Below are 16,641 nucleotides of genomic sequence, written 5' to 3' on the forward strand. Positions count from 1 at the left end.
TTGTCATCTTTAAAATCCTGTACCCCATATTTGAAATATGAATTTCAGACATGTGCAAGTTGAATACGTTACAATAATGCATCCTTTATCATTTTTTAGGTTGTTACTGTGAAGTGGTTACAAATCCATATTACTGTCGATCAAGCGCAAGTTGATTTTACTGAAACATTGTTATTGTCCTTGGGCGCAGTTAGCGTCACTTTAGACGATGCTGAAGATCAGGCCTTGCTTGAACCACTTCCCGGTGAAACACCGCTTTGGAACAAAGTGATTGTCACTGGTATTTACGCGCAAGAGGATGGCGAAGAAATTGATGTGGCTGCTTTAGAAGCCTTTATTCAACAGCAAATGCCAGATGCTCCTCTTCGTAGCGCGCTGATGGAAGACCAAGCATGGGAACGCACATGGATGGATGCTTATGAACCCATTCAAATTGGAGAAAAGTTTTGGATTGTTCCAGAATGGATACAAGCGCCTGAACCTGATGCGGTAAACATAAAACTGGATCCAGGTTTAGCATTTGGTACGGGTAACCATGCTTCTACCTTCTTGTGTTTACAATGGCTAGGTAAAACAGATGTAAAAGACAAAATCGTGATCGATTATGGTTGTGGTTCAGGTATTTTGGGCGTAGCGGCACTGCTCTTAGGTGCTAAAAAAGTCTACGCAACCGATATTGATCCCCAAGCCGTTCTTGCAACGCAGCAAAATGCTGAACTTAATGGCGTGCTTGAAAATCTGTATGTCGGCTTACCCGAAGAATTCAATGCTGAATTTGCACATCAAAAAGCAGATGTGTTTGTGGCAAACATTTTGGCAGGTCCATTGATGGCACTCGCGTCTGAATTCTCAACATTGGTTAAATCTGAGGGTGAGTTCGCACTTGCGGGTGTAATAGACGAGCAAGTTGATGATGTTTCTCGTGTTTATTCTGAATTTTTTGATATATTAGAAGTAGAGAAACGCGACGAAAACTGGTGTCGTATTTCAGGGAAACGCCACACGATATCATAGAGCCTGATTTAACATCATGAGTGAAAAACAAACCTGCTGCCCAAATTGTTCATCGATATATAAAGTCACTGTGACTCAATTGACCGTTGCACAAGGTATGGTTTGTTGCCCAAAATGTACGGCTGAATTTAATGCACTCTTGCATTTAGTTCAGCCTAAATCCTCCAATACAGATGCACCTCAATCTGTTGAGACTGAGCTCCACCACGCGAATCCATTTTCGGTGACTCGTCATTCCAATGAACAACACCTGCTTGATATTTTTGATCGCAAGACTGACAATTCCAATATTAATTTACGCACTTACTTAAACAATCTCAATTCATTTAACAATGAACCGATTGCCAATTTTCCAGCGCTGAATTTATCTGCCGATCAAAGTATATCTTCTGATACCAAACGCAAAAGCACTGGGTACTATGTGCTGTGGTCTTTGATTAATTTAATCCTCATCTTTGTATTAATGTTCCAAGTGCTGTGGTTTAACCCCAATCTGTTACAACGTTCTCCACTGCTAAACTGGGTATTTATCACCACCTGCAATGTGTTTAACTGTCAAACTATTGATGAACGTTATACCTATATTCAGGTAAGTCAGATTCAAGTGCGTGCGTTAAGCACGAAAAGCACTGAGTTTTCAGGTGTACTGACCAATCATTATGAAAAAGGTATAGCACTGCCTTTAATGAAGATCAGCTTAATCAAAGATGGTAAAGTCATTTCCTCATCGATACGTCCACCTTCAGAATATTTAATTGAAAGCCTAAATGGAATCACACGAATCCCTACCCAAAGCCCTTACAAATTTCAATTTAAGTTAAATGTCCCTCGAAATGCTTTCGATACATACAGATTGGCGGTGATCCGCCCTTAAGATTTAAAAAAACTTTAAAAAAATGAAAAAAAATGTAGTTTTCTTGCTCACTTTTTTCTAGACAATGGTATGATACGCGCCACGAAAGCTTTGCCATGCCAACTTCTCGCAATTTTTCAAAAAAATAATGGTTATCCCCCTGTGCTCAGTAGCATTATTGAGCGCATCAGGTATTTTTTTTTTGAGAGATCGGCTGTAACAAATATTAATCTATTGTTACGGTTATTTTTCGCACAACAGTGAAAGTTGTGGCAAGCTAATTGTTCTTTGTTTTAGAGCCAACCGTTTTAGCATCTAAAACGGAGCTTGTTTTTATTTTGACCACATTTTATCACTTTACCCAAGTGATTATTGATTCTCGGATTAACTCGCATGAATAGCAAATCTCCTATTTTTACTGCACAATCTGATGTCGCTCTTCGTATCCACGTAGATCGCGCAGTTCGCCATTATTTTGCTCAATTGCAAGGCGAACAACCATCTCAAGTATATGACATGGTGCTAGCAGAAATGGAGAAACCTCTTTTATCTGTAGTGCTAGAATATACACGTGGTAATCAGACACGTGCTGCAGAGATCCTCGGACTCAACCGTGGTACTTTACGTAAAAAGTTGAAAGCTCACGGTTTAATGAGTGAATAAATGATAAAATGCTTGCGATTTCGCAGGCATTTTTTTTAACTTGCATTTCTATAATTTGTTTTACTCTGTTTCTTAAAGACTGTGACGAAGATCATGACTATTAAACGCGCTTTAATCTCTGTTTCTGACAAAACTGGTATTGTTGAGTTCGCTCAAAATCTTGCTGCTCTAGGGGTAGAAATTTTATCTACTGGCGGAACATATAAATTGTTGAGAGACAATAATGTTGCCGTAGTTGAAGTTTCAGAGCATACAGGTTTCCCAGAGATGATGGACGGCCGTGTAAAAACACTACATCCGAAAATTCATGGTGGGATCTTAGCACGTCGAGGCATTGACGAAGCTGTGATGGCTGAACACAACATCGATGCGATCGACTTGGTTGTGGTTAACCTATATCCATTTGCGGCAACGGTTGCAAAACCAAACTGTTCACTTGCTGACGCCATTGAAAACATCGATATCGGTGGTCCAACCATGGTTCGCGCTGCTGCGAAAAACCATGCGTCTGTGGGTATTATTGTTAATGCTTCTGATTACGATACTATTGTTGCTGAACTAAAAGCTGAAGGCAGCTTGTCTCATGCAACTCGTTTTGATCTTGCGGTGAAAGCATTTGAACATACCGCTCAGTATGACGGCATGATCGCATCTTACTTAGGTGCTCGCTTAGGTCAGGATGAAGGCGCTGCTGATAAGTTTGCACGTACCTTTAATACACAATTGAATAAAGCACAAGATTTACGTTACGGTGAAAACCCACATCAATCTGCTGCATTCTATGTCGAATCAACTGCGTCTGAAGCATCTGTTTCAACGGCTCAACAGTTGCAAGGTAAAGAGCTGTCTTATAACAACATTGCAGATACAGATGCAGCACTTGAATGTGTGAAATCTTTTGCTAAACCTGCCTGTGTCATCGTGAAACACGCCAACCCATGTGGTGTTGCGGTGTCTCTAGATGGTATTGCAGCCGCTTATGATCTTGCGTATGCAACCGATCCTGAATCTGCATTTGGCGGCATCATTGCATTTAATCGCGAATTAGATGTTGCAACGGCTCAAGCCATTGTTGATCGTCAATTCGTTGAAGTAATCATTGCACCAAGTATCGCTGATGGTGTTCTAGACGTAACAGGCGCGAAGAAAAATGTACGCGTACTGGTATGCGGTGAATTACCGAACATTGATGCACGTCAATCTCAACTGGATTACAAACGTGTCAACGGTGGTTTACTGGTTCAAGATCAAGACTTGGGCATGATTACCAAAGACGATCTTAAAGTAGTGACCAAGGTCGCACCTACTGAACAAGAAATTGATGACATGATCTTCGCTTGGAAAGTTGCGAAATATGTGAAATCAAATGCGATTGTCTATGCGAAAAACCGTCAAACGATTGGTGTGGGCGCAGGTCAAATGAGCCGTGTCAACTCTGCGCGTATTGCGGCGATTAAAGCTGAACATGCAGGACTTGTGGTTGAAGGTGCTGTTATGGCCTCTGATGCATTCTTCCCATTCCGTGATGGTATTGATAATGCTGCAAAAGCCGGTATCAAATGCATTATTCAACCGGGTGGTTCTATGCGTGATGAAGAAACCATTGCTGCTGCTGATGAAGCGGGTATCGCAATGGTCTTCACAGGCATGCGTCATTTCCGTCACTAAGTTGGCAAACTGATTATGTCGTATAAGCACTTATTCATGCTTAATACATTTGATTTATAATCGAGATAAAGTCCTCTCCTGCTTACAGGCTGAGGACTTTATGTCATTTTCGATTCATGGAGTATGAACCGATGAACATTTTAGTTTTGGGTAATGGCGGCCGTGAACATGCATTAGCATGGAAAATCGCGCAAGATGAAAAAGTGACTAAAGTTTTTGTAGCACCAGGCAACGCAGGTACTGCGACTGAACCGAAATGTGAAAACGTAAACGTCAGCATTTTAGACAATGCTGCCATTATTGATTTTGCCAAAAATAATGCCGTTGAATTCGTGATTGTGGGTCCTGAAGCACCGCTAGTCAATGGTGTGGTTGATGCATGCCGCGCGGCTGATGTGAAAATTTGGGGTCCAACTCAATTTGCAGCGCAGCTTGAAGGCTCTAAAGCTTTCGCGAAACACTTCTTAAAACGTCATAACATTCCCACTGCGTTCTACGATGTATTTACAGAAGTTGATGCCGCAAAAGCCTTTGTTGAAAAAAATGGTGCACCAATCGTGATCAAGGCTGACGGTCTTGCTGCGGGTAAGGGTGTGATTGTTGCGATGACCAACCAAGAAGCGTTTGATGCGATTGATGACATGCTTGCAGGCAATAAATTTGGTGATGCAGGCTCGCGTGTCGTGATCGAAGAGTTCTTGGCTGGTGAAGAAGCGTCTTTCATTTGTATGATTGATGGCGACAACATTTTACCAATGGCTACTTCACAAGATCACAAACGTATCTTTGAAGGTGACCAAGGTCCAAACACTGGCGGTATGGGGGCTTACTCGCCTGCGCCTGTAGTGACTGCTGAAGTATTTGAAAAAACCATGAATGAAGTGATGCGTCCTACCGTTGAAGGTATGAAAAAAGACGGTCATGTTTATACAGGTTTCTTGTATGCAGGCTTGATGATTGACGAACAAGGTCAACCTAAAGTAATCGAATTTAACTGCCGTTTTGGTGACCCTGAAACTCAACCGATCATGATGCGTTTGAAATCATCTTTGGTTGATTTGGTTGAAGCAGGTATTGCAGGTAATTTACCAATCGATGCTGAATGGGATGAGCGTAAAACTGTTGGTATTGTTTTAGCATCTAAAGGCTACCCAGAAACATCGAGCAATGGCGATGTGATTTCAGGTTTAGACACTGAAATGGCTGATGCGAAAGTATTCCATGCGGGTACTAAAGCAACAGACAATGGTGACATCGTAACTGCTGGTGGTCGTGTACTATGCGTGACTGCACTTGGCAATACCATTGGTGAAGCGAAAGCGAAAGCTTTAGAGCTTTGTCAAAAAGTGACTTTTGATGGCGTACAATATCGTAAAGATATTGGTTACCGTGCGATTGCGCGCGAAAATGCTTAATCTATATTTAGATTAAATAAAAACCCCGCCGTGTGCGGGGTTTTCTTATTTTGCAATTAGATAATCTTTAGCTAACTGTTCATAATTTTCTTTCTTTTTAAGAAGTTCATGGTAGTAATCATACAAATATGGAAATTTATCGTTATAAGTCTTAGTATCGACTTCAATTTTTTTATTTTTCATATCTAAAGCATAGATGATTTCATCATGCAGTTTATTCAAAATTTTATACAAATCATTAAATTCTTTAGATTCATCTTCACCTAATACCCTCAACGCAACTTTGTGAAACTTCCCTAAATTTTTCACAAAAATCGCATGCTCATCCATAATAAATTTATGTAAATCCAAAGGTATATTTTTTTCATTATATGGATAAAAATAGCTCTTAGTTTCATTTATATAAATTAACCAATATATTTGACCTATTGCCCTAAATGCCTCATCTAGATATTCCAGTGCATCAATCATTAAATCTCTTTTGACAATGAAATTGTTTTGTTCTTTCCATGCATTTAGTAAAACAAAAGCTGATAACGGTGCAAAAATTCCTGCCGACCAACCAAACATGGTAGCAATTGCTGTACCCTTATCAACCGCTAATGGATAGATTAAAAAGTAGGTTATAAGTGTCATGATGACAATAATAACTAGATAACCTATGGTTAAGTCTTTTATGATCTTAGTCTTCATTCGTACAATCGTACAATCGTACAATCGTTATAATTAGGAATTGAATTAATTTTAAATCAATTACTTAAATACAGAAACCACAACTTTAAAAGTAATATGTGTAAAATATCGACCCCTCGCCTGATCCTCCGCCAATGGCAAGACTCCGACATCACCCCATTTATACAAATGTGCGCAACCAATAAAGTAATCCGCTATTGGAAAAACAGAGTGTATTCCATTATGAGTTCATCATTCCTGTGCGCCTTAAACCATATAAGACTTATTCATTTTTTTCAGATAATAGTTCAAAATTTAATATTTTTTGATTTACTTATCACAAATAAATATAAATAAAAAACATTATTAAAGTTATTCTTCTAAGCAATAAACATCAAACACATTGATGTATCTACTTTATTTTTGAATTTGAGATTTTTATGAAAAAAATTCTTCTCACTGGTTTTGCTCTGTCTTCCATTCTTTTGACAGCATGCTCTAAACCTGCACCGACCGAGCCAAAAACTGATCAAACAAATACAGCAAATACTGCAGAAGTAAGAACAATCAAACTTGTATCAACCGGTTCTGATACAGATATTTGGAACTATGTTGCTTCATTACCAGAAACTAAAGAAGCTGGCATCAAGCTTGAAGTTAAAAATTTAACGGATTACGTACTTCTCAACACCACTGTTGCGAGTGGTGAACAAGACGTAAATGCATTCCAATCTTTTAACTACTTGGCTGCATATAATTCTGCCAACAAAGACAAGATTGCTGCGGTATCGACGACCTATTTAGAACCAATGGGTATTTACACCAATAACATTAAGTCTGTTGCTGACCTTCCACAAGGTGCAACCATTGCCATTCCAAATGACACGGCCAATGAAGCACGTGCATTGTCACTTCTACAAACTGCAGGTTTGATCAAACTTAAAGAAGGCTTTGATTTGGCGAAAGGCAGTGTAAATGACGTTGTTGAAAACAAAAAAGAGATTCAACTTAAACCAATTCAAATGACCACTGCTGTACGCGTAAAAAGCGATGTAGATGCGATTGTGCTCGGCAATACGCTTGCACTTGAAGGTGGTTTAAATGTATTGAAAGACTCAATTTTCCGCGAACCTGTAGATGCTAGCACCACCCTTTACGTGAACCTGTTGGGTGTGGCTGAGAAAAATAAAGATGATCCAGTTTATACTAAACTCGGTCAGCTTTATCATTTACCTAAAGTTCAAACCTTCATAGCGGAAAAATTCCAAGGCACTAAAGTTCAAGTAGATCGCCCAATCAGCGAATTTGCTCACATCAAATAAGTAGCGTTTAACCAATACCAAGGTGCAGATGATTTTTCAGCACCTTGGTATAATGGTTCTTCAGCATCTTGATGTAAATTTCATTTTAAATTCTGGTTTAAATTTCGGTTTTAAATAGTGAAACGCTCATCTATTGAATGTCTTTACCCATCATAAATAATAAGATCTTAAACTTGTCGATTTAAAAACATCATCGTGTGCTACTTATTGATCATGTTCGCTTCAACTATCAACCTTACCCTCTAAATCATTCAATAAAAAGTGAGGGATTAAAGTTGATGCAAATAAAATGATTAGCTACCTTAGTGAATCAAAATAGTAATATACTTCTCCCCAATTCGCAGGCAAATTAACTTTGCCTGTTTTTCATTCCAGAATAGTTCTTGACGATATGATTGAATTTAAAAATATTTCTAAACACTATCAGCTAAAGGGTCAAACCATACGCGCACTGGATCAGATTAATCTGACCATTCCAGATGGCAGTATTTTTGGGATCATTGGCTATAGTGGCGCAGGTAAAAGTACACTAATTCGTTTGATCAATTTATTGGAAAGACCCAATCAAGGTCAGGTCGTGATCAATCAAAAAGATTTCACCGCACTTGATGCCCGCTCCCTTCGTCAAGAACGTGCAAATATCGGCATGATTTTTCAGCACTTCAATTTATTACAAACCAAGACCGTTGCAGCCAATATTGAAATGCCCATGCGTCTTTTGGGATATAGCCAAGCTGAACGTGAAAAACGCTTAAATGAGCTACTCGAATTCATTGATTTAACCCATAAAAAAGATGCTTATCCTGATGAGTTGTCTGGTGGTCAAAAGCAGCGTGTCGGTATTGCGCGCGCCCTAGCCAATCATCCCAAAATTTTACTGTGCGATGAAGCAACCAGTGCACTCGACCCACAAACCACCAAATCTGTGCTAGAACTGCTCAAAAAGATCAATAAAGAACAAGGGATTACCATTGTGATGGTGACCCATGAGATGGATGTGATTGAAACTGTATGCGACTATGTTGCGGTCATGGAACAAGGCAAAGTGATTGAAACAGGTTCGACTTTAGAGATCTTTAGTCAACCGAAACATCCCACCACCAAGACCTTTATTCAAACGGTATTACAGCAACAGCTGCCTGTTAAAATTTTGAATAATTTAGAGAATAAAAATCACCATAGTATTTATAGTCTTCAGTTTTTAGGCACTTCAGCACAAGAAACCGTGGTGCAGGCAGCCATTCAACAATTTGATATTAGCTTCAATATTTTATTTGCCAATATGACCGAAATTAATGGCGCAGTGATTGGACAAATGTTTGTTCAGCTCTTGGGTGATCCTATCATCATTCAGCAAACCATTGATTTCTTCGAGCATCATGGCGTTAAAGTTGAACAGTCGGGAGTATCGAAATGAGAGATTGGATTGTGCAATGGCTGACTGAACTCACTGCGCCTTTTTGGAAAAGCGCACTGTCGATTGATCAGTTTGTCACCGCTTTGCAAGAAACCTTCCATATGGTTTTTTTCGCCATGCTCTTTGGTACGATTTGGGGCTTTATCCAAGGTATTACCTTATTGGTGACCCGCCCTGAAGGTATTTTGGCGAATCGTGCAATTTATTTGGGCTTAAATCCGATTGTAAATGCCTTACGCTCACTACCCTTTATTATTTTACTGATTGCAGTTTTACCTTTAACTAAATTATTGGTAGGTACATCTATTGGGACTTGGGCAGCCATTGTGCCTCTTACTATTTATGTTGGGCCTTATATTGGTCGCTTAATTGAAAATTCACTTTTAGAAGTTAATGAAGGCATTGTGGAATCTGCACAAGCTATGGGTGCATCTCCACTTCAAATCATTTTCAAATTTATTCTACCAGAAGCACGTAGCTCTCTGATTTTAAGCTTAACCACCGCAACCATCAGCTTAATTGGTGCAACGGCTATGGCAGGCGCTGTCGGTGCAGGTGGTATTGGTGATTTAGCCATTTCCTATGGTTACCAACGTTTTGACACCAGTGTGGTGATTTTAACGGTGGTGGTCTTATTAATTCTGGTTCAGTTGGTGCAAATGATTGGCGAACGACTCGCTAAGATGCGATAACATTAAGCCCTCAATAGAGGGCTTTTATTTTGACAAAGTTTAGATTTTTTTAGATTGCCATTCTTATATGACATGTTTAGTGTTCTTGAAACACTTAAATCCTATAAAACAATGAAAATAATCACATCCTCATTTATTGCATTCACTCTAATGTTACCTGCGTATTCTTTTGCCAAAACCAGCATGGATTACGTGACTTCGGTTCAAGTAAATGGTATTGAAATCAGCAAACCTGTATCCGCCAATCAAGTGGATAAAATTTTCGGGAAAACGACTCAAAAAATTGCAAAAGAATATTCTGAATGCACAGGCAACTACGAATATTCAACTCAGTATAAAAATAATAGGCAATTAAAATTCGAAATATTTGCAGAAGAAAATGCTCAAATTAAATCAGATGCCTACTACAAAACATACAACAATTTTCAGCAATTGAACACAACCAAAGGTCGTGTTTGGCTCACTTGGGGTACAGCTACACACTTAACTGAACAGCTTAAATTAAATCAAAAAATAATCGACTCTCAATAGAGTTCTTTCATAAGTCATTTTTTACTCATTTCCAAGATTCCCGCAATTAGATTGAATCTCAAGCCTAATCTTTTGCCTCGATTACGATATCGCTCGGCAAGTACTTTGAAGGTTTTCAAACTGCCAAATACATGCTCAATTCCAATTCTTCTTTTATTGATTTCCTGATTGTAAACTTTTAGCTCGGGATCTAGTTTGCAGCGCTTCTTTACTTTTACAGGCAATAAGCTATTTGGATACATTGCATAGATCCCTTGATAGCCTTTATCTGCAAGAATAAAAGCACCTTTAGGAACCTGATTTAAATTGCGTTTGAATAGCTCAAAATCATGTACAGCACCACGACTCGTGCATAAACTCAGAATTTTCTGAGTTCTATAATGAATAATGGCTTGAACTTTAAAAGTATGTGCCTTCTTCTTGCCACTATAGCTTTTCTTCTGTTTTTTTAGGTCTTTGTATTGGGATTTCTGTAGCATCTACGATCACCACATTCCAGTCAATACCTTCGCCTTCAGGCAAATTCTTCGGTAAATTAAATAGATTGGACTTGATTAGGCAATCCTCTACATGGCGGACAATTCTTGAAGCTGTAGGCTCTGACACACCATAACTTGTTGCGACATGGAACAAGGTTCGGTATTCACGCCAATAACTTAAGCACAGAAGGATTTGATCCTCTATGCTCAATTTGGTTGGTCTACCTTTAGCAGGCATATGCATTTTCAGCTGTTCAACCATTAAATCAAAGGTTGACCATGAGATGCCTGTATATCGCTTAAACTGTGTTTCAGAAAGCTTTTTTGAATCGACGTATTTCATAAGCTAATTATGCATGAATATTTAAAATTCTTCGGTACAAATAATCAGCAAGAGATAGATCGTTTTTTGATTTATGAAAGAGATCTAATACACTTTAGCGCAATTTAAAAAGGATTTTCCTCTCAGCGCCAACAATAAAAACAATGTTGTATTAATGCTTAATACTTTTGATGTAAAAAATTACCTCAAAAATCCAACAGATTTTGATGCTGTTTATACGTCAGCTTTGTATTTTAAATTTCAGAAGGGTCAATTGGCGCGCCTTGAGATTAGTCAAGGGATCGCCTGCTAATAAAAAAAGATAAGCAAGTTTAGAATATAAAAAAGGAGATTCGCTCTCCTTTTTCTATGAATTTTTATTAAAATAATGAAGATATTTAAATCACTTAATCTACCCAAAGCTGAGCAATTTTCTTCATCAATTTCGCACGATAAGGCGCAGTTGGATTGCACGGATTACGAAGCGTTTCATTTTCATAAAATGCTTGCCACTCTTTGACCATTTCAAGGGTGGTGCCTTTATCTTGAATCGCCTTTAAATCTGCTTTTTGAATATTCTTCAAGCGTGCCTCAGCCCCTTCAGGACCCGTTTCCCAGCCAATCACACCCTGACCAAAAAGAGGTAGACTCATATTCTGCGGTGTTTTTGGAATTGGATTACGCTCAATACTTTCATTCACTTTACAGTTTGGATCACGCACATAGTCTGCAGCATTTGGCATTTGAGTGCTGACACACCCGAGCAGTCCAAATGAAACCAAACATGCGATACCCCATAACTTTTGCATTTTATTCCCTTTTTTTCTTACACACTTAACCATCATATTGCAACGTAATTTGCAAACCTCAAAACTGATTTACAAATCAAAATCTATAAATTTACTCTAAAAATTTCCGTCTCACTTTACTTTAACCCCAACGTTACCCTGATCATGGAATCAGAACAATCATTTTTTAAATGGGTATGATGCAATACGATGACCTAGACAGTTAAATCTAGCCAAATGATTTTAAAATTTATACACTGCGATAAAGCCCAAGGATTCGAGCACTATGTATTTCAAAATTCATGTCATTGATGTCAAAAACCAACTACAAAACTATATTTGGCTTTTAGAAGATACACGATCCCACGAAGTGGTTGTGGTCGATCCCACGGAAGGACTGCTGGTCATTGATTATTGTCTGGAGCATGATTTACAAATCAAGCAAATTTGGCTGACACATTGGCATAAAGACCATATTGGCGGCGTACCTGACCTGATTGCTGGACAGAACATCCCTATCTATGGTCCACGCGAAGAACTCTCTAAAATTCCATTTCTCAGTCACCCACTGCAAGACCAAGAACAATTTGAATTTAATGATTTAAAAGTCGATATTATTGCTGTTCCAGGACATACACTGGGGCATATTGTTTATTTTATAGATGAAATAGATACGCTGTTTTGTGGCGATACTTTGTTCGCTATGGGTTGTGGTCGTGTATTTGAAGGGACAATGGAGCAAATGTATCAATCTCTTAATCGATTGGCTGCACTACCACCGCGTACCAAGGTGTATTGCACCCATGAATATACCCTCTCTAACGCTCAGTTTGCGCTACAGGTCGAACCTGAGAATAAAGCGCTCATTGCACGTGCTGAACAGGTTCAACAGTTAAGAGACAACCAGCACATCACACTGCCCTCAAGTATAGCGCTTGAACTGGAAACCAATCCCTTCCTTCGCGTTGAAAGTGCAGAAGCCTTTAAAAAAATTCGAGCATTAAAAGATCAATTCTAGATGCGTCATTTTCCGCGATGTTGCTTATATTTAAATATTGCTTATCTTTAAATGTTAATTATCTTTAAATGACAGAGAAGACTGGATCTTCTTTGTCATTTGTTCAAAAATGCGCGTGATCATGATTTGAATAAATTTAATTGCATCTCTGTATCTCATACCATTTTTATCAAATTTAAAGATAATTGATTCAACCACAAAAAAATGCACTATATGACTTTTAATCCTATTGAAAGTCAAAATAACAATAAAATAAATATTCTTTTTTTAAATCATAAACTTAATATTTTATTAAAATTATTTTGATACATTTGAATGATTTTAAAACTCTAAATCGAATATAAAATAAACAAACACTATTTTTTTAATTCACTATTACACAAATGCCCTTTAAAAGTGTTGTGTAAAACCCTATCTAATAATAATCACTACATGGAGTTATATCGTGAAAAAAGTCGTTAAAGCAAAAAATTTAATCGCATTTCGTATTTGGTTAGAAAAACTCGGTTATTCGGTCAAAACTTTGGCGGACAATCGTGGTTTCACGTTTAGCTTCAAGAAAGAATATGGTTTAGTGACCTGTGATCTGGCGGGTAATAATTTAGCGCTTCAGCTGGGTGAAGAATTTGAAGATCATTTAAAAGCCTAGTCAAGAACAATATTCAGGAGCATAGCGAGGTGAATAGTCACTGAATATGTTGATTGAAAGCCAATAATAAATTCAGCAATATTTATGTTTATATTTTTAAAGTATTTTTTAAAATATTCATGCCCAAGGATTTGGGCTTTTTTATATCCATAATTTTTTCATGGCTATGGATCAAATCTAAATACCTACCATTAAAATTCTATGACCCGTTAAAAATTCTATTGCATTCAGCTATAGAGATCATTACAAAAACAACAGGCAATAAAAAAGCAAGGTCAATAAACCTTGCTTTAATTATGGTGGGGACGGAGAGACTCGAACTCTCACACCTTGCGGCGCTGGAACCTAAATCCAGTGCGTCTACCAATTTCGCCACGTCCCCATAGAATACTCATCATATGAGTTTCAAAAAACTTGGCAGAGGATCAAGGACTCGAACCTTGACGAACGGTTTTGGAGACCGTCATGCTACCATTACACCAATCCTCTATTTCGTTTAACTTAACATAAAAAGCATTAAGTTAAATTACTTGGTGGGGACGGAGAGACTCGAACTCTCACACCTTGCGGCGCTGGAACCTAAATCCAGTGCGTCTACCAATTTCGCCACGTCCCCAATGGCTGTGTATATTATAGAGATCATTATCACCTGACAAGTCCTTTTTATGAAAAATACACTCGTTTGACTAAATATAAAACAATTTGGTTATTCAGTGCTTTTTCTTTGCTCATTTTGGCTTAATAACTGTTTTATTTGATAAAAATTTGTACAACGATGGCTTTTTTCTTTGCTTAATAAGCCGCTTAAAACAGCTTCGAAAACCTGATATCGCTTTGGCAACTCAATTTTAAGCTGCTGACAGTGTAATTTTGCCCAATCTAGATAGCTTTTAGCTTGTAATTTTTCTTGTGTTAGCCATTCCAACCAAATAATACCCAGTGCATAAGCATCACTGGCATAAGATTTAGCCTGTGCATGAAATAATTCCGGTGCCATATAGCGTGGTGTAGCGGTATGTTTAATATTTTGAGAAAATTTCACCGAAAATGCCTGCTCAAAATCAATCAAGACTGCTCTATCGTGTATTTTCCGAAAATGCTCCACTTTTAGATCGCCATGCACCCATGAAAGTGCATGCAGTTGTTTAAGCAGATCTAAACTTAAATATAGACATTGATAAATTTCAGCTTGGCTCAAACTGTGCGGAGAGTGCTGAAATAGAGGGTCAGTGTGCCCAAGCAATATCCCCTGCTCTAGATAATCCTCTTGTAGACCCAAGCACGTTGTATCAATAACCTCGAACCGCGCGAGTAGCTCAGGCGCTTGTTTTAAAATATGTCGATAACATTGAATTTCATTATAGAGCGCGACTTCATGTTCAGCACTGTGGGATTTTAATTGCAGCTTTAACCAAAATAATTGATCGTAAAGCTGAACCTGAAACAGCCTGCGACCAAAATTTTGACTCCGCGCTGGGTTAAGAGCTTGCTTGAGCTGAGGCTGAATGATGCGCCACTGAATTTGATTGAAGGTTTGGATCAACAGAATGACTCACATGGCGTCTTGATTTCAGCAATTCTAAGCAATGCTCAATGGTCTTGCCAATCCGCGCATGGATTTCAATGCTTGAAATTTTAGACCATGTGGCACGTTCGCCCTCACGCTGTAAAATTTTAAACAAATGTGGACGTGGATTTTGGAGCATGTACTGATAATGTCGCAGGCTATAATTACCTACAATATTTAAGTCACCATAATAACGCTGATCCACAATGCCATAACCATGATCCAACAAACGGCGTACCGTGGGTACACGCCCCATGCGATCACGGGTAAAGTTCATCACATCAATCGCAATCGTTTTGCCATGGGTACGCACAATACGCTCAGGCCAGCTGAGCAAGTCAGTACGAAAGCGTCCTGCATCGCTTTGCATAAACGGCACAATATGCGGATTAACCTGACTGGCGATGGTGTAGTTAATATTATATAAGCGCGCCATTTTTTCTTGAGGGAAATCACTTCTCACACTGCCATCAACCCATCGAATACTCGCCAAATACGGGGTGTGTACCCCATCATAGCGCTTACTGGTCAATCTCACTGGTGGAAACAAGATAGGCACAGCGCAAGACGCCAAGACTGCACTCCAAACCAATAGATCTGGCGCAGTGTATTTATTCATAATTCGTGCATCTTCTTGCGCGGCGTTATAGGGTGCAACACTGATATTGATATCAAAGCCCGATTTTTCATAGGCCTCTTGAAAAGTTAAATCCCCTAAGTTTTCAATCAGAAATTTTTTCAAATATCGTACATCTGCGATGCCACCATCGCCTCGGATCAGCTCTTTTAAACTCCGAAAATGAAAAGCTTCACTATAAAAGCTCTTTCCCGTTAACAACTGCTGGATTTCATCTGCGGTCGATACACCCAACATGCCGGTCATCATTGCGCCCGCACTTGAACCTGAAAGCACCTTCGGCATCAGATCTTGCTCAATCAGTGCTTTACATACCCCAGTATGAAATAAACCTAAGGATGCACCTCCAGAGAACATCATGGCGGGTTGACCATAGGCAAGCCTACAATTTTCAAAGAATTCGATTTTTTCTTGAACAGTTAAAGCATCGCATTGGCTAGATGCAATAAAAATCAAACTTTGACTAACCGCTTCAATATAGTCTTCAATCAACTTTTTGGTGCCGACATAGGTTTCGCTAAACAGCATCGGATGTCCGATATTGCCCACATCATGGCTAAAACCTTCACGTAAAATATACATCAGATCTGGCACCCGATGATTGCTTTGATAACGACGCAGTAGATTTAAGCGGTGTGAAATAATTTCAGCATCAAAATACGCTGAAGAATTATCATATTTCCACTCTTGTGCCCCGGTTTCTTCATCGAGTTTTAAAGCAATGGATTTCCATTCCTCATAACTTTCGGCTCTTTCCAGCTCACGCTTCATTTTTTTTATGCGATAGGCTTGATGTGGATTTAAATCACGTACTCGAGCTAAGACCATTGCGCCGATTCCTTGAATGCGAAGACACAGCATTTGTATAATTGTTGCTCAGACTATGCGTAAAAAAATTAAATTAATCAATCGTCAAAACTTATATTTTGTTGAC

At 38.7% G+C, this 16,641-nt stretch carries 17 protein-coding genes and 3 tRNA genes; 11 read left to right on the plus strand and 9 right to left on the minus strand.

What is annotated here, in order from left to right:
• Positions 1 to 108: 108 nt before the first annotated feature.
• The 5 genes from prmA (at position 109) to purD (ending at position 5,613) form a co-directional block, all read left to right on the plus strand.
• Entirely contained in the window at positions 109 to 1,014 is a 906-nt protein-coding gene (prmA, locus tag AMD27_RS09880) for a 50S ribosomal protein L11 methyltransferase (protein ID WP_067659761.1), read from the plus strand.
• A 16-nt stretch (positions 1,015 to 1,030) separates the two neighbouring features.
• On the plus strand, positions 1,031 to 1,888 hold the full coding sequence (locus AMD27_RS09885) for a DUF3426 domain-containing protein (RefSeq protein WP_067659765.1): 858 nt from the start codon (positions 1,031 to 1,033) through the stop codon (positions 1,886 to 1,888).
• Between the two features lie 372 nt (positions 1,889 to 2,260).
• Positions 2,261 to 2,530 carry a DNA-binding transcriptional regulator Fis gene (gene fis, locus AMD27_RS09890; RefSeq protein WP_001086304.1) on the plus strand — a complete coding sequence of 90 codons (270 nt, stop codon included), beginning with the start codon at positions 2,261 to 2,263 and terminating at the stop codon, positions 2,528 to 2,530.
• Positions 2,531 to 2,623: 93 nt separating this feature from the next.
• Positions 2,624 to 4,198: a bifunctional phosphoribosylaminoimidazolecarboxamide formyltransferase/IMP cyclohydrolase gene (gene purH / locus AMD27_RS09895; protein WP_067659769.1), complete on the plus strand. Its 1,575-nt coding sequence runs from the start codon at positions 2,624 to 2,626 to the stop codon at positions 4,196 to 4,198.
• A 131-nt stretch (positions 4,199 to 4,329) separates the two neighbouring features.
• Entirely contained in the window at positions 4,330 to 5,613 is a 1,284-nt protein-coding gene (purD, locus tag AMD27_RS09900; RefSeq protein WP_067659773.1) for a phosphoribosylamine--glycine ligase, read from the plus strand.
• Between the two features lie 45 nt (positions 5,614 to 5,658).
• On the opposite strand, the gene AMD27_RS09905 is transcribed toward purD, so the two are convergent.
• A complete protein-coding gene (locus AMD27_RS09905) occupies positions 5,659 to 6,306 on the minus strand; it encodes a hypothetical protein (protein ID WP_067659777.1) in 648 nt (215 codons plus the stop codon).
• A gap of 419 nt (positions 6,307 to 6,725) precedes the next feature.
• Here AMD27_RS09905 and AMD27_RS09910 point away from each other — a divergent pair, with 419 nt between their 5' ends.
• The 4 genes from AMD27_RS09910 (at position 6,726) to AMD27_RS09925 (ending at position 10,247) form a co-directional block, all read left to right on the plus strand.
• On the plus strand, positions 6,726 to 7,607 hold the full coding sequence (locus AMD27_RS09910; RefSeq protein ID WP_067659781.1) for a MetQ/NlpA family ABC transporter substrate-binding protein: 882 nt from the start codon (positions 6,726 to 6,728) through the stop codon (positions 7,605 to 7,607).
• 391 nt (positions 7,608 to 7,998) lie between these two features.
• Positions 7,999 to 9,024 carry a methionine ABC transporter ATP-binding protein gene (locus AMD27_RS09915; protein WP_067659784.1) on the plus strand — a complete coding sequence of 342 codons (1,026 nt, stop codon included), beginning with the start codon at positions 7,999 to 8,001 and terminating at the stop codon, positions 9,022 to 9,024.
• Positions 9,021 to 9,716 carry a methionine ABC transporter permease gene (locus AMD27_RS09920; protein WP_067659788.1) on the plus strand — a complete coding sequence of 232 codons (696 nt, stop codon included), beginning with the start codon at positions 9,021 to 9,023 and terminating at the stop codon, positions 9,714 to 9,716. Before AMD27_RS09915 ends, AMD27_RS09920 begins: the two co-directional genes overlap by 4 nt.
• A gap of 150 nt (positions 9,717 to 9,866) precedes the next feature.
• Positions 9,867 to 10,247 (plus strand): hypothetical protein, encoded by a 381-nt coding sequence (locus tag AMD27_RS09925; protein WP_067659791.1) that lies wholly within the window; start codon positions 9,867 to 9,869, stop codon positions 10,245 to 10,247.
• A 14-nt stretch (positions 10,248 to 10,261) separates the two neighbouring features.
• Here AMD27_RS09925 and AMD27_RS18910 read toward each other — a convergent pair whose 3' ends face one another.
• The 3 genes from AMD27_RS18910 to AMD27_RS09940 all read right to left on the minus strand — a co-directional run bounded on the left by AMD27_RS18910 (position 10,262) and on the right by AMD27_RS09940 (position 11,791).
• The gene (locus tag AMD27_RS18910; RefSeq protein WP_067659798.1) at positions 10,262 to 10,726 is read right to left on the minus strand and encodes a transposase family protein; all 465 of its coding nucleotides are present in this window, start codon (positions 10,724 to 10,726) and stop codon (positions 10,262 to 10,264) included.
• A complete protein-coding gene (locus tag AMD27_RS09935; protein ID WP_067659800.1) occupies positions 10,674 to 11,069 on the minus strand; it encodes a transposase family protein in 396 nt (131 codons plus the stop codon). Before AMD27_RS09935 ends, AMD27_RS18910 begins: the two co-directional genes overlap by 53 nt.
• Before the next feature lie 386 nt (positions 11,070 to 11,455).
• Positions 11,456 to 11,791, minus strand: coding sequence for a DUF4951 domain-containing protein (locus AMD27_RS09940; protein ID WP_067662940.1), 336 nt, complete (start codon positions 11,789 to 11,791; stop codon positions 11,456 to 11,458).
• Between the two features lie 331 nt (positions 11,792 to 12,122).
• On the opposite strand from AMD27_RS09940, the gene gloB reads away from it, so the two are divergent.
• Together gloB and AMD27_RS09950 are read left to right on the plus strand one after the other, a co-directional pair.
• On the plus strand, positions 12,123 to 12,854 hold the full coding sequence (gloB, locus tag AMD27_RS09945; protein ID WP_067659802.1) for a hydroxyacylglutathione hydrolase: 732 nt from the start codon (positions 12,123 to 12,125) through the stop codon (positions 12,852 to 12,854).
• Between the two features lie 445 nt (positions 12,855 to 13,299).
• On the plus strand, positions 13,300 to 13,503 hold the full coding sequence (locus tag AMD27_RS09950; protein ID WP_067659805.1) for a hypothetical protein: 204 nt from the start codon (positions 13,300 to 13,302) through the stop codon (positions 13,501 to 13,503).
• Positions 13,504 to 13,800: 297 nt separating this feature from the next.
• Here the strand turns inward: AMD27_RS09950 and AMD27_RS09955 are convergent.
• The 5 genes from AMD27_RS09955 to AMD27_RS09975 all read right to left on the minus strand — a co-directional run bounded on the left by AMD27_RS09955 (position 13,801) and on the right by AMD27_RS09975 (position 16,535).
• Positions 13,801 to 13,885 (minus strand) — tRNA-Leu (locus AMD27_RS09955).
• A 33-nt stretch (positions 13,886 to 13,918) separates the two neighbouring features.
• Positions 13,919 to 13,992: transfer RNA gene (locus AMD27_RS09960), tRNA-Trp, on the minus strand.
• A gap of 42 nt (positions 13,993 to 14,034) precedes the next feature.
• Positions 14,035 to 14,119: transfer RNA gene (locus AMD27_RS09965), tRNA-Leu, on the minus strand.
• A 90-nt stretch (positions 14,120 to 14,209) separates the two neighbouring features.
• A complete protein-coding gene (locus tag AMD27_RS09970; protein WP_067659808.1) occupies positions 14,210 to 15,046 on the minus strand; it encodes a protein kinase domain-containing protein in 837 nt (278 codons plus the stop codon).
• The gene (locus AMD27_RS09975) at positions 14,982 to 16,535 is read right to left on the minus strand and encodes a DUF3336 domain-containing protein (RefSeq protein WP_067659812.1); all 1,554 of its coding nucleotides are present in this window, start codon (positions 16,533 to 16,535) and stop codon (positions 14,982 to 14,984) included. Before AMD27_RS09975 ends, AMD27_RS09970 begins: the two co-directional genes overlap by 65 nt.
• Positions 16,536 to 16,641: the final 106 nt, after the last annotated feature.

Origin of the sequence: Acinetobacter sp. TGL-Y2 (genome assembly GCF_001612555.1) — a bacterium.
In the GTDB taxonomy this organism is placed as follows: domain Bacteria; phylum Pseudomonadota; class Gammaproteobacteria; order Pseudomonadales; family Moraxellaceae; genus Acinetobacter.